Annotated in this window: 10 protein-coding genes; all 10 read left to right on the top strand. The window is 32.6% G+C overall.

Annotated elements, in window-relative coordinates; translation table 11 throughout:
• The first annotated feature begins 97 nt into the window (after positions 1-97).
• Entirely contained in the window at positions 98-3,346 is a 3,249-nt protein-coding gene (locus U860_RS0101145) for a CDP-glycerol glycerophosphotransferase family protein (protein WP_025147076.1), read from the top strand.
• Positions 3,347-3,408: 62 nt separating this feature from the next.
• On the top strand, positions 3,409-4,569 hold the full coding sequence (locus U860_RS0101150) for a glycosyltransferase family 4 protein (RefSeq protein ID WP_240184442.1): 1,161 nt from the start codon (positions 3,409-3,411) through the stop codon (positions 4,567-4,569).
• 310 nt (positions 4,570-4,879) lie between these two features.
• Entirely contained in the window at positions 4,880-5,761 is an 882-nt protein-coding gene (galU, locus tag U860_RS0101155; protein ID WP_025147078.1) for a UTP--glucose-1-phosphate uridylyltransferase GalU, read from the top strand.
• Positions 5,762-6,319: 558 nt separating this feature from the next.
• Complete coding sequence (locus U860_RS0101160; protein ID WP_025147079.1) at positions 6,320-7,018, top strand: Wzz/FepE/Etk N-terminal domain-containing protein; 699 nt, start codon at positions 6,320-6,322, stop codon at positions 7,016-7,018.
• Positions 7,008-7,667 carry a CpsD/CapB family tyrosine-protein kinase gene (locus tag U860_RS0101165; RefSeq protein ID WP_025147080.1) on the top strand — a complete coding sequence of 220 codons (660 nt, stop codon included), beginning with the start codon at positions 7,008-7,010 and terminating at the stop codon, positions 7,665-7,667. Before U860_RS0101160 ends, U860_RS0101165 begins: the two co-directional genes overlap by 11 nt.
• Before the next feature lie 441 nt (positions 7,668-8,108).
• On the top strand, positions 8,109-9,923 hold the full coding sequence (locus U860_RS0101170) for a nucleoside-diphosphate sugar epimerase/dehydratase (RefSeq protein ID WP_025147081.1): 1,815 nt from the start codon (positions 8,109-8,111) through the stop codon (positions 9,921-9,923).
• A 115-nt stretch (positions 9,924-10,038) separates the two neighbouring features.
• Positions 10,039-11,193 carry a glycosyltransferase family 4 protein gene (locus U860_RS0101175; RefSeq protein WP_025147082.1) on the top strand — a complete coding sequence of 385 codons (1,155 nt, stop codon included), beginning with the start codon at positions 10,039-10,041 and terminating at the stop codon, positions 11,191-11,193.
• On the top strand, positions 11,178-12,278 hold the full coding sequence (locus U860_RS0101180) for a glycosyltransferase family 1 protein (protein WP_025147083.1): 1,101 nt from the start codon (positions 11,178-11,180) through the stop codon (positions 12,276-12,278). Before U860_RS0101175 ends, U860_RS0101180 begins: the two co-directional genes overlap by 16 nt.
• 57 nt (positions 12,279-12,335) lie before the next feature.
• Complete coding sequence (locus U860_RS0101185; protein WP_025147084.1) at positions 12,336-13,427, top strand: hypothetical protein; 1,092 nt, start codon at positions 12,336-12,338, stop codon at positions 13,425-13,427.
• A 30-nt stretch (positions 13,428-13,457) separates the two neighbouring features.
• Positions 13,458-14,360 (top strand): glycosyltransferase family 2 protein, encoded by a 903-nt coding sequence (locus U860_RS0101190; RefSeq protein ID WP_025147085.1) that lies wholly within the window; start codon positions 13,458-13,460, stop codon positions 14,358-14,360.
• Positions 14,361-14,427 lie beyond the last annotated feature (67 nt).

The raw sequence follows: 14,427 nt of genomic DNA on the forward strand, positions 1-14,427 counted from the left end.
TTATATAAGTTATAGAACATAAATTGTAAATAGAGGAACGGACACAAAGTAGTCGGATAGTGGATTTAACTGTTAGCAGATGAAAGGTGAGATTGAATTGAAAGTAAAAGTGTTATTGGAAGAAATGAAAATTACGCAAAATAAAAGCATCGAACTTGAAATCTCTATACAAACAGATGGAAATATGCAAGATATTTATGAGAGAGTAAAGGGATTATTTATTCATAAAGGAAATTCTAAAAAACAGTTATCACTATCTAGTATGAAAATCCATAAAGATAGAATTATATGTATTCTACCAATTTCAGGACTTTCCGAAATAACGAATAATGGAAAATTAAAAGTTTATTTACAACTAGATAAAGACATTGTTGTTCTTCATGTATATAACAATTTGGAGAAAGAATTCTTTATATGTCCTGATAACACAATTTTTCAAGTGAATGCGATTAATTCAGTTGAACAGTTTGTTGAATTTAGTAGAAAAGACTCTGTAGGTATTGTTGTCTCTGCAAATGAAATTTTTGAAAATGAAGAAAAAGATTTTGTAATACTGGGGGATTTCTCCCCGAAGTCTAAGCGTAGAGAGGTTTGTTTAAAAGAGTTCTTTTTGAAAAACGGCCTTACAAAAGAAGTGAAAAACTTAACAGATTTAAAAGTGAATGACAGTACAAATGAATATCAAGTAACGCTGAATTTAAAGGGAAATCCTTTATATGAAGGTAACTGGGAATTGTATTGCGAAGGGGAGCTTAATGGCAAGTCTGTATTAATAAAGGTTGAAAATAAAGAAGAAAGAAAAGTAGTCGGAAATTATTTTCGATATAATGATCAATTGTATTATCACGTGTTTTCTCGTAATAATAAACAGGAATTAATTCTTAAAATTGAAAAAAATGAAGAGAGAATGGTTTCTACTAAAATTAAAACTGTAAATTTAGGACAAAACAAGCTCACTATCGAAGGATTCGTGCAATTTAATTATATGGTGGATGCGGAAAATCAGATGGTAGAGTTATTGTTTGTCCATCGAGATACGAAAAGACACCAATCACATCCTATTAGGATAATAAACCATTCTTTTACAAAGACAATAGCGTTTGAAGAAGGTGATTTCTTTGAAGAAAAGGGAATTTGGGATGTGTTCTTAAGTTTTAAAGTGAGCGGGGTTAAAGATAGAGTGCCATTAAATCTAGATTCTACCCTAGGATCTAAAATGGACTTTGTAGTTATACCTAAAACAATTTATACCCGATCCGGTACTATAAAAAGAATTCGACCGTATGTTACTTTAGATAATAATTTAGCAGTATTGGTTAGAGATGAAGGAGTATACTGTGATGTTATTAGAGTTGATTATGAAGCGAGTAAGCTAATCGTAAAAGGCTTTGTAAGCATTCCGGATGTTAACTATGTTTTAAAAGATGTGTATCTTCATGAGGAATCTATGGGTTTAAAAATCGATTGTATAAATGAATTTTCAGAAGGAGACGGAGGCTATTATTTTAATAGCTCATATGATTGGGATTCATTTGATATAGAAACAATCGGTGAAGTAAACTTACAGTTTATGATTTATATTGAGGGTAATGGAAATAACATTGTGTTTAGATTAGCCTCTAATTTAGATGATATCCAAAATAAAGCAAAGGTCATGATATATCCACCATTAAATAAAGATGCTAATGGATATCCGATACAAATTCAACCTTACTATACAAATGGAAATGAACTGTCTGTTTCAATACGGAACTCTCTTCAAGCACATTGTATCACGATGGATGCAAAGAAAAAGCACGTGAAATTTACAATTCAGCTAACAATACAAGACCAGTTTGTATTGCAAGATGCAGAATTAGTTTTGAGGCATAGTCAAACAAAAGAAATTATAAAACAGCAGCTTAAGTCAAAAAGTATAAATGAATATGTATGTAATATGGACCTAGCATTTATCAAATCTATTGGGTCTTATGAACAAGGTAGATGGGAAATTTATTTTTCTGCACGTGTAAATAATAATATCGTCCAAGCAAAATTATTTGGTAAGGATTTAGATGTTATTAATAAGAATTCGACCTTTAAATCAAATGCGATAAGAGTAGCGGATGATTTATATCTGTCAATTTTCTTTGATAAAAAGAGTAGATTAATGTCACTTGAAGCGCGAAATTTACGAGCACATGAGAAGTCAAGTGAAAAGATAAGACTTTTAGCAGCAAGATGTGTTGCTAAAGTATGGAGAAAGTTTAGAAAAAAAACGGTATGGCTTATTGGTGAAAATCTAGGAGAAGTTGCACAAGATAACGGATTTGCCTTTTTTGAATCTTGTGTTAAGAAAAATATCCAAGAAGAGACGTATTATGTGAGTAAGGAAAATAATAAAAATATGAATAATCTCTTACCATATAAAGATAAAGTTCTACGATACGATAGCTTTAAACATCTTGTTTTATACTACTTAAGTGAATATACAATTGTAAGTCATGGAATTAGAGATGTTATTCCAAGTATTGTTCATAATAAGATGGCAAGTAATACAAAGAAAGTTATCTATTTACAACATGGTATTATTGCGATGAAAAAACTGCAGTTTAATAGAAACTCATACAATGGGATGATTAAAAAATTTGTTGTTTCTTCAGAACATGAAAAAAGTATTATGATCAATGAAATGAAATTTAAAGAGAAGCAAGTCATGGTTACTGGACTAGCTAGGTTTGATTCTTTAGAAGATAAAAGCAAAGCTAGGAAAACAAGGGAAATTCTTCTTATGCCTACATGGAGAGAATGGATTATTGGTTCGAGAGAAGAATTTTTAGCATCTGATTTCTTTGTGCATTACCATGGGTTATTAAAAGATAAGAAATTGCATGATTTGCTTGAAAAACATGATTTAGTGCTTAAGTTCTTCCCACACATTGAAATCCAAAAAAAATATAAGGATGAATTTGCATCTTTAAATGAAAGAATACAAATTGTTAAATTGGGCGAAGAAAGTGTAAAAGAATTGATGCAAAACAGTTCTTTAATGATTACGGACTATTCAAGCGTTGTATTTGATTTTAACCATTTGAAAAAGCCAACAATCTTCTATCATTTTGATGTAAATGATTATTTGAAACATAGAGGTTCCTATGTAGATTTAAGAAAAGATTTAGTTGGGGATATTGCACATACAAAAGAAGAAGTTATTAAATACGTAAGCGATTATGTTGAAAATGACTTTAAGTATAAACCTAAATATAATATAAATTCTAAAAAATATTATGCTTATCATGATAAGAACAACTGTGAAAGAATTTATAACGAAATTAAGAAGTTATCTAATAAAAAAACACCTAAATAGTGAGGTGAAGAAAAATGAAAATTACGTTTCTTGTATACAATATTTATGGAATGGGTGGAACGGTGAGAACGGTTGTAAATACAGCCAATTACTTTGCCTCTAAAAATCATGATGTAGAAATTATTAGTGTGAGAAGAACAAGTGCTAAGCCGATGTTTGATATTGATAAAAAAGTAAATATTACTCCAATTTTTGATGCAAGAAGAGGAAAGTTATTTGGTAAAAACACACCGCTATATCAAAAAATCATTAAAAAAATACTAATGAAATTCCCTAGTTTCTTTATAGATAAAAGCGAAGATTTATATCATATGTTTAATCTATTTGTAGATTTTAAAATTATTGCAGCACTTAAAAAGATAAACAAAGGAATTTTAATTACGACGATACCTTCTTTTAATATTTTAGCTACAAAGTTTGTAAAGAAAGATGTAATAAAAATTGGGCAAGAACATCTGTATTTTGCCGGTCATGCACCAGGATTGCAAAATAAAATAAAGAAATATTATAAAAAGCTAGATGCTCTAACATGCTTAACAGACTCCGAAATTAATGACTATGAGCAGTTATTAACAGGAAGTAAGGTAGATTTATACAAAGTAGAAAATGCCACAGATATTCCGAATGAAACAGCGGATCTAGATAAAAAAGTGGTTATTGCGGCTGGGCGTTATGCTCCTGAAAAGGGATTCGATCTCTTAATTCCAGCTTTTTCTAAAGTTATCAAAAAACATCCTGATTGGAAGCTGAAGATTTTTGGATCTGGAATAGAGGAAGAGGCGCTTCGCGAAAAAATCTTTGAGGAAAAAGCGTATAATAATATTTTCCTTATGCAAAAGACAAATAATATTATAGGTGAAATGCGTAATGCTTCTATATATGCTTTAAGTTCTAGGTATGAATCCTTTGGAATGGTAATCATTGAAGCAATGTCTGTTGGAGTTCCTTGTGTAGGTTTTGCATGTACGGGTCCTAGAGAAGTTATTACACATAAAGAAGATGGTATTCTAGTAGAAGAAGGAAATGTAGAGGAATTAGCTAATTCATTAATGATGCTAATTGAGTCTGAAGAATTAAGAAAAGAGTATGGTCGGAATGCTAAAAAGAATGTCGAAAGATATACTTTCAATGTCGTTGGGGGTAAATGGGAAAATATTTTAGAGGATCAAGCACAAAAAACAATAAAACAAGATAAAAAAGCATTAGCTAAGGTATCAATATAAATTAATTATTTTACAGGAGGGAACTCCAAGTAAATATGTAGATATATAGGAGATTTTTTGTTTCAAGATAAAAATTATAATAATTGTGATAGGCTTTTTGTATAAAGTGAGACTTCTGTTGGTGAGGGATTTACGGGACTGTGAAGAGTGGATTAGGATTATTCTCATATATTAATTTACTTTATATATAGGGGCAACGAATGTATTTAATACTGTAATCATTAATTAGCTTATAAGGTATTTTTTATTAGCAGTTAGATTTTAAGACTTAATATAATTATCCTTAGAATTATTACTAGGAGGAATATCATTGAAAAAAGTAAGAAAAGCTATTATTCCAGCAGCTGGATTAGGGACTCGCTTCCTGCCAGCAACAAAAGCAATGCCAAAAGAAATGTTACCAATTGTTGATAAACCAACAATTCAATATATCGTGGAAGAGGCAATTGCGTCTGGAATTGAAGATATTATTATCGTAACAGGAAAAGGAAAACGTGCAATTGAAGATCATTTCGATCATTCCTTTGAATTAGAACAAAACTTACTATCAAAAGGAAAGTATGAAACTCTTGAAAAAGTACAAGAGTCTTCAAAGATCAATATTCATTATATTCGCCAAAAAGAGCCTAAAGGTTTAGGACATGCTGTTTGGTGTGCTCGTAAATTTATTGGAAATGAGCCATTTGCGGTACTACTTGGTGATGATATTGTTCAAGCGGATACGCCGTGCTTACGCCAATTAATGAATCAATATGAGAATACACAATCATCAGTAATTGGTGTTCAAACTGTTCCGGAGAATGAAACGCATCGCTATGGTATTATTGATCCGCTGGAGCAAAAGGATCGCAGTTATCAAGTGAGTAAATTTGTTGAAAAACCTGCTAAAGGAACAGCACCATCTAGCTTAGCGATTATGGGGCGTTACGTGTTAACTCCAGAAATCTTTATGTTCTTAGAAGATCAACAAACAGGGGCAGGCGGAGAAATTCAGTTAACAGATGCGATTCAGCGTTTAAATGAAATTCAACGTGTATTTGCATATGATTTCGAAGGAAAACGCTATGATGTCGGAGAAAAACTAGGGTTTATTCAAACAACAATTGAAATGGCACTGCAACACGAAGAGTTAAAAAAAGAGCTATTAGATTATATGAAAAAGTTAGTGGAAAGCGAAATGGTTTGTAACTAAGCTTTAACGATACAAAAAAGACTTCATTAGAAATGAAGTCTTTTTTTGTAGAAAAGGATGCTAAAATTTTTATGGATCAGAATCAATATGTTGGGTAAATAGTTAAGGTGAATCTGTTGTTGGAATTAGCCTTTTAATAATACTTCTTTTTTTCAGTCGTCAAACTTGTAGGATATTGTTTAATTCAGTTTTAAATAGTTTTTATAATATATCAATATACGAAGAAGTTAATTCGTTTGAAATAATTATTTATGAAGTTATTTTTGAATTTATATAAGGATAATTGAATTAAATATACTTAGGTAATTGTTGGATTTGATGTATAAATTTATATTGACGGGTTCATTATCAAGAACTAAAATGAATATTAAATGAGTATATTAAGATTAAAGAAACAAGGTATATATTTTCTGAATGAAATATATACCCAGAAAATTTATTCTACTTATGATTTAGTAAATTATGTTCGATATAATCAGGATTAACTTAGGTTATACGATTTGATTTACCAGCGATTAGCTTTTTTATTAGTTAAATAGACAGTAATGGAGGGGAAACATGGAAAAGGAAATAAACTTAAAAAATTTATTTAATGTTATAAAAAGAAAATTTTGGATTATTGCAGTAATTACGATATTAGCAGCATGTATTGGTGGTATATATAGCATTTTCATGAAAACGCCTTTATATGCGTCTTCTGCAAGAATCCTCATTCCAGCTAATGCTGATGCTATAGCTACACTTAAAGTGATGATAAAGGAACCTATTGTTTTAGAGAAAGTGGCCCAGCAATTAAATTCGCAAAAATCAGCAGATGCATTGAATGGACAGGTTAGTGTTGGGAAGATTGAAGAGTCGCAGGTTTTTGTTATTACAGCTGTGGATACTAATCCAGCGGAGGCAGTCAAAATTGCCAATGCTACAGCAAGTGTTTATAAAGAAGAGGCCAATGCTATCCTAAATTTTTCGAATGTCCGCATCTTAACAGAAGCAAAAGTACAAGAGCATCCTTTACCGATAAACTTGAATCATGCAAAAGCAATTGAGATGGCCTTGGCTGCCGGTCTCATATTGAGTGTCGGAGTAGTCTTTATATTGGATTCCCTTGATGAAACAATTAAATCGGAACGTAGCATTGAAAAATTATTACCGGTTCCCGTTTTAGGAAGTGTTTCTCAGATGAAGAAAAATAATATAGTAGATAAAACAAGTAAGAGAGAAAGTGTAATAGTGGAGGGGAAAACATTTGATTCATAATAAAAAACAAAGCCGTATCCTTGATAATAGTCATTTAATTGCTCATATAGCTCCAAAATCGAAGATGGCTGAGGATTATCGAACAATTCGTACTAACCTTCAATTTGCAATTGGAACTGACAAAACAAGAACTATAATTATTACTTCCCCTGGATATGGAGAAGGTAAAACCACTACTGTGGCAAATTTGGCTGTTTCTATGGCTCAGCAAGATGAAAAAGTCTTAGTGGTTGATGCGGATTTACGAACTCCGGAACTACATGCGATTTTTGGAATGGAAAATAAATCTGGATTAACAAATGTTTTGGAGGGAAAAGCAGCATTAGAAAAAGTGGTAATGCAGACAGAAATCAAAAATGTACATATATTGACAAGTGGTCCCGAAATTAATAATCCAGCTGAGATGCTTAGTTTACCATCTATGCAAAATTTAATTAGCAAAGCAATAGCACAGTACGACATTATTTTATTTGATTCTTCGCCCCTTCTTGAGGTTATAGATACAAATATACTAGCTAGTCAATGTGATGGGGTATTATTAGTGCTAAGTTGCTATCAAACTGCTAGTGAAGCAGTTGTTGAAGCGAATAGGGCATTAGATTTAACAAAAGGAAAGCTTGTAGGGGCTATTCTAAATAAAAAAGTATAAGAGATTTATTAGAATTGATTATACATAAAATAATAATACAACGCTTTCCTAATGGGTGACGTAAGGATGAGAAGCTTTTTATATATTTTATAGTAGAGAATGAAAGGCCACCTATAAAAAATTATAGGGTACGGTGATGTCTCCTTACCACTATCAATGGAGACACTCGATCATACTGTGGGTTGAAGAACCTTAGACGTTAGTCGTCAAGAGTGTGGTGTGAGGGAGGGTTGGATGCCCAAACTTATTTGAAGTTCTTGTCTAGAAAGTCTTTCTAAAGGATTTTGTAGATAGGAACTTTGTATTGGTTGGTTATTGATTATTTTCCTTGTCTATATGTTTAGCTAGACATGTCCAATATATAAATCTTTTAATTCTAAGATAACAATTATGAAGATTTCCTTTTGTTATATATATAAAATTTAGAGAGGGGGGCCTATTATGACGTATCGCCAGAGATTATCCTTATTAATTTTAATTGATTCCTTAATCGTATTAACTACGGTTTTCTTTAGTCGCTTCTTAGTAAGTGCTGATTTCAATGTCATAACATTTCCCATCGTAGTGAGTGCAATGACGCTGCTACTTAGCCATCATATTTTTTCTTTTATTTATAAGCTTTATAAAAAAGCGTGGGAGTATGCAAGTGTAGGAGAATTGCTAATTATTTTAAAAGCAATCACACTTTCTGTTATCACAACAGCGATAGTACAACAAATATTGGTTCAAGATATTTATTTCCGTCTCCTTGTTGTAACGTGGATGATTCATATTTTACTAATTGGAGGATCACGTTTTCTATGGCGGATGTTCAGAGATGCTTATATTCAAAAAGGGGACAACAAAAAAAGAACACTAATTATTGGTGCGGGCTCTGCAGGTACAATGGTTGTAAGGCAACTTTTGAATAGTAATGATACTGAATTACTGCCTGTGGCATTTATAGATGATAATATAAAGAAACAGGGGTTGGATATTCTTGGAATACCGGTAATTGGAGGAGTTGACCGTATTGAATTTGCTGTTCAGCAATTAGATATTGATAGCATCATAATAGCAATTCCTTCACTTAGCAAGAAAGCATTAAATATGATTTTTCAAGAATGTTCCAAGACAAAAATAAAAACGCAAATTCTTCCAATGCTAGAGGATTTAGTGACTGGAAAAGTTTCAGTGAATGAATTTCGTGATGTCCAAGTAGACGATTTATTAGGACGTGATCCTGTTGAATTGGATATTGAAAGTATTTCAGAATTTATTACTAATAAAATTATTTTAGTAACTGGTGCGGGTGGTTCAATTGGATCTGAAATTTGTCGTCAAATTGCAAAATTCAACCCAAAACAATTGATTTTATTAGGTCATGGCGAAAATAGTATTTATTCTATCGAAATGGAATTGAAAGAGCTATACGGTGACACAGATATTGTCTTTACCACAGAGATTGCTGATGTACAGGATGATCTGAAAATGATGTCAGTCATGAGTCAATATCAGCCTCAAGTTGTTTATCATGCCGCTGCACATAAGCATGTACCATTGATGGAACGTAACCCCGAAGAAGCTATCAAAAACAATTTAATTGGGACAACGAACGTGGCAAAAGCGGCAAGCTGGAATGGAGTCGAGACGTTTGTAATGATTTCTACAGATAAAGCTGTGAATCCGACAAGTGTAATGGGAGCAACAAAAAGGCTTGCTGAAATGGTAATTCAAAACTTGGACAAAACAAGTAATACAAAGTTTGTGGCTGTAAGATTTGGTAATGTACTAGGAAGCCGCGGTAGTGTTATACCGTTGTTTAAAAAACAAATTAAGCAAGGTGGTCCAGTTACGGTTACACATCCAGATATGATTCGTTACTTTATGACAATTCCAGAGGCGTCCAAGCTTGTAATACAGGCTGGTGCATTAGCTAAAGGTGGAGAAATATTTGTGTTAGATATGGGGGATCCTGTAAAAATAGTAGATCTTGCAAAAAATTTAATTACATTATCAGGAAATTCCCTAGAAGAAATACAAATAGAGTTCACTGGAATAAGACCTGGAGAAAAGCTCTTTGAAGAACTATTGAAAAAAGAAGAAATACATGAACAACAAATTCATCCTAAAATTTATATAGGTAAAACATCGAACCTTTGTATAAACGAAATTGAAGCAGTTCTCCAAACTTATAAGAATCTCGAGAAGACGGAATTAAGAAAACGTGTATTGACATTGGCAAATAGTCATATAACTCCACAAAATATGATGTAAATATGGATTTTGATCTGCACATATATGCTTAGACTTATGTTTTACTATGTAGAGAAATGAGAATGAAGTATGCACAGGTGGTTAGTTACAATATAACAATTTTAGGGTGATATATATGGAAAATAAAGTATTATTTTGTGCGACGGTAGACTTTCACTTTAAAGCATTTCATTTGCCGTATATGAAATGGTTTAAAGAACAAGGCTGGGAAGTCCATGTTGCTGCTGCTGGCAACATAGAACTTCCATATGTGGATAAGAAGTATGACATTTCTATTCAAAGGTCACCTTTGCAATTTAGGAATATTAAGGCTTATAAAGAGCTGAAAGAGATTATTGATGAAAATCAATATAAAATTATTCATTGTCATACCCCGATGGGGGGAGCCGTTGCACGTTTGGCAGCAAGAAAATCTAGAAAGCATGGAACAAAAGTTTTATATACTGCACATGGATTTCATTTTTGTAAAGGTGCCCCGCTTGCAAATTGGCTGTTATATTATCCAATTGAAAAAATGCTAGCAAATTATACAGATTGCCTCATTACAATTAACCAAGAAGATTATAACTTGGCTGTTCAGCGAAGGTTTAAAGTACCTAAAATTGAACAAATTCATGGGGTGGGAGTGGACACAGAATATTTTAAACCAGTTAGTGAGGCTCAAAAGAATTGTCTAAGGATTGAGATGGGTTATAAACCGGATGATTTTTTAATGTTTTATGCGGCTGAGTTTAATAAAAATAAAAATCAGCAGTTTTTGATTCGTTCATTGGCCTTAATAAAAGATCATGTTCCCAATGCGAGGCTTCTATTGGCTGGGAATGGTCCTTTGATAAATGATTGCAAAAATTTGGCTAAACAAATGGGTGTATTTGAAATGATAGATTTCCTTGGTTATAGGAATGATATTGCAAAAATTTTACCTATTTGTGATATTTCTGTTGCATCCAGTCTACGTGAGGGGTTACCAGTTAATATTATGGAAGCGATGGCTTGCGGATTGCCTGTTATAGCCAGTGAGAACAGGGGCCATAAAGAGTTAATTCAAAATGGTGTAAATGGTTGGATAGTAGGTCGTGAAGACATACAGACAATGGCAGAAAAGATAAAATATCTTGCTGAAAATAGTGGCTTACAAGGCATATTCGGAGAGTCTGGTCGTGAGATTATTAAAAATAATTATGCCGTCAATAAAGTATTAGAAGAAAAGAGCTATATTTACACCATGTTTATGAGTGGAACGGAGGCGTTAGATTGGATTGTCCATTAAGAATCTTACATGTTGTAGTCAATATGAACCGTGGTGGTGCAGAAACCCTTATTATGAACTTGTACCGGAATATAGATCGAAATAAAGTGCAGTTTGATTTTCTTACTTGTAAGGAAGGTGTTTTCGATACAGAAATATCAGAATTAGGTGGGAAAGTGCACAGGATTCCATATATTACTGATAGTGGTCATAACGAATACATAAAGTCTTTAGATAATTTTTTTGAATCTCATCAAGAATATAGGATTATACACTCCCACATGGATAAGATGAGTGGATTTGTGCTACGTGCAGCTAAGAAAGCAGGTATACCAATTCGTATCGCACATAGTCACAATACTAGCAGTGAAGGGGGAGTTGCTGCGAAAGTATATAAGTGGTATGCAGGGAAGTATATATTACGAAGTGCGACACATCTTCTAGCATGCTCGGATGCAGCATCTCGCTGGTTATTTGCAGGTAAAACAGGTACTGCCAAAATTTTAAAAAATGGAATTGAGCCTGAAAGGTTTTCATTTTCCCCCGAAATTAGAAAACAGATAAGAGAGGAACTAAATCTTACAGTTGATAACTTTGTAGTAGGGCATGTAGGAAGGTTTGCGCATCAAAAAAATCATGGATTCCTTATAGAAGTGTTTGCTCAGTTAGTTAAACTTAGAAGAAATTCCGTTCTTGTTTTGGTGGGGGATGGTCCGTTACGGGTAAAGATTGAACAAAAAGTGGAAGAATTAAATTTAGGGGCTAATGTAAAGTTTCTTGGCATAAGGAGCGATATCGACCATTTACTTCAAGCTTTTGATGTATTTGCATTCCCATCCATTCATGAAGGATTGCCTGTTACTCTTATAGAAGCGCAAGGAGCTGGGTTATCTTGTGTAATCTCGGATGCAATAACTAAAGAAGTAGACATGGGAGCAGGTCTAGTGAGCTTTGAAAGCATAAATACCTCCCCCGAAATATGGGCTCAGGATATATTGGATGTCAATAAACGTATGCAAGATGTAGAAGGGTATATCAAGAAAGAAGGATATGATATAAGTGAATCGGCTACTTGGCTTGAGAATTTTTATCTTCAAGCGCTTTAATTAATAGTAACTTCTATATTTTAAATAATGTCTAAAAGATTAAAAAGGAGCACAATGATGTCAAGAGTTTCATGTTGTCTTAGGCTAGGAGAAGTTCCGCTGCATCTTTATAATATAACTGCAGGTTTTGTTCTACTTGCTCGACAAGGAGTAATAGACTTGAGGATAGAGAAACTTAGTAAGAATCATCAAGATCAATTACCTTATAATATGATGGAAGTTATAATCAACGGGAAAACTCGAGTGTTATATGATGTTAATGATGGTTATGATAATTTGCTTAAGCAAAATCAGGATTATGTTGAGTTTATGAATGTGTTGTTAGAAAAATACGACTTTTACTTTAAGCGAAGTTTTAATAGTTTTTATAATTCAAAGTTAAGGCATAAGGAAAAAATTTATCCTCTTGGATTAAATTATATGGTTACAATACCTGGAAATATTGCGCATTCACCGACGCCTCAAGATCCACTGAGGGAGAAAATTAAGAAAATAATACGGAAGGTTCCGTTGTCTCAATATTACAATGGTTTATATCGTATTAATTCTTTTGAAGATATACCTCATAAGGAAATAGATTCAAAAATTCTTTTTATGGCTAGGCTATGGGATGTAAATGGAGATTATGAAGGGCAAATTTCTCTGAATAAAAAGGAAGAACGAGCATATATTAATGATTTTCGAGCAACATGTATTAGGCTTTGTCGAAAAGAGTTTGGGGATAAATTTTATGGAGGAATAGCACCATCAGAATTTGCATATAAAAATTATGCGGATATTGTTATAGAAGACGGAAAAGCTACTGAACGGAATAATTACCTAAGAAAGGTAAAAGAATCTGCAATTTGTATTGCAACTATGGGATTACATCAATCTATTGGTTGGAAATTTGCGGAGTATGTTGCAGCAAGCAAGGCTATAGTAACAGAAGAATTACATTATGAAGTCCCAGGTGATTTTCGTGATGGTCAAAATTATCTTGTTTTTAAAACACCAGAAGAATGTATAAATCAAATATATACTTTATCAAATGATGAAAATTATAGATATCAAATGATGACTAACAATTATAGATATTACCATGAATATGTAAGACCTGATAGATTAGTATTAAATAGTATATTAACAATATTAGGGGATGAATTTTAATAGATTAGATGATTGATGGAGAGATGTAAATTGAAACCTACTCTTACAATTTTTACACCTACATTTAACCGTGCTTACACGCTGCATTTATGTTATGAAAGTTTAAAGCGACAGACAAGTAAGGATTTTGTTTGGTTAATTATTGATGATGGATCTACAGATGATACAAGAGAGTTAATAGAAAATTGGATTTCCCAAGGCAGTATCTCAATTCAGTATCATTATCAAGAGAATCAGGGAATGCACGGGGCACATAATACTGCTTACGAATTAATTGATACGGAACTTAATGTTTGTATTGATTCTGATGATTATATGGCGGATGATGCCGTTGAAAATATCACTCGTTTTTGGAAGGAGTATGGAAGTAATGATTACGCTGGCATAATAGGATTAGACGCTAATCCAAATGGAAAAGTTATTGGAACGATGATGCCGGAACATGTGAAGGAATCTAAACTGACAGATTTGCATGCGAAATATAAAGTCACAGGTGATAAAAAGTTAGTTTATCGATCAGAGTTAACACGAAAAACCCCACCATATCCAATATTTCCGGGCGAAAAGTACTGTCCTCTAAGTTATAAATATATTCTTATTGATCAAGAGCATCCGTTACTCATCATGAATAAAGTTCTTTGTCATGTTGAATATTTAGCAGATGGATCTAGCATGAACATTATTAAGCAATATAGAAAAAATCCCCAAGGGTTTTCATTCTTTAGAAAAGTTGCTATGAAATATGCTCCTACATTAAAAGAAAAATTTCGAGAATCTATACATTATGTATCTAGCAACTTGATGATCAAAAACTATAAATTTCTCATTGAGTCCCCATGTAAATTTATTACTTTGGTGGCTATACCTTTTGGGATTATGCTTCATTTTTATATTCAAAAGACAAGTAAAGCTACTGTTTTGAAAAATAAATAGTAGGTCTTTAATTAACTGTGTATTTTATTGTCATATGTATTTAGATTGTAAGAGAAATATAGGACTG

The organism is Bacillus sp. H1a (genome assembly GCF_000633475.1).
In the GTDB taxonomy this organism is placed as follows: Bacteria; Bacillota; Bacilli; order Bacillales; family Bacillaceae_G; genus Bacillus_A; species Bacillus_A paramycoides.

Bases quoted from the DNA above. Each gene is read 5' to 3' on its own strand.
- U860_RS0101160 (WP_025147079.1), top strand. From the start codon at position 6,320: ATGGAAAAGGAAATAAACTTAAAAAATTTATTTAATGTTATAAAAAGA.
- U860_RS0101170 (WP_025147081.1), top strand. From the start codon at position 8,109: ATGACGTATCGCCAGAGATTATCCTTATTAATTTTAATTGATTCCTTA.
- U860_RS0101175 (WP_025147082.1), top strand. From the start codon at position 10,039: ATGGAAAATAAAGTATTATTTTGTGCGACGGTAGACTTTCACTTTAAA.
- U860_RS0101185 (WP_025147084.1), top strand. From the start codon at position 12,336: ATGTCAAGAGTTTCATGTTGTCTTAGGCTAGGAGAAGTTCCGCTGCAT.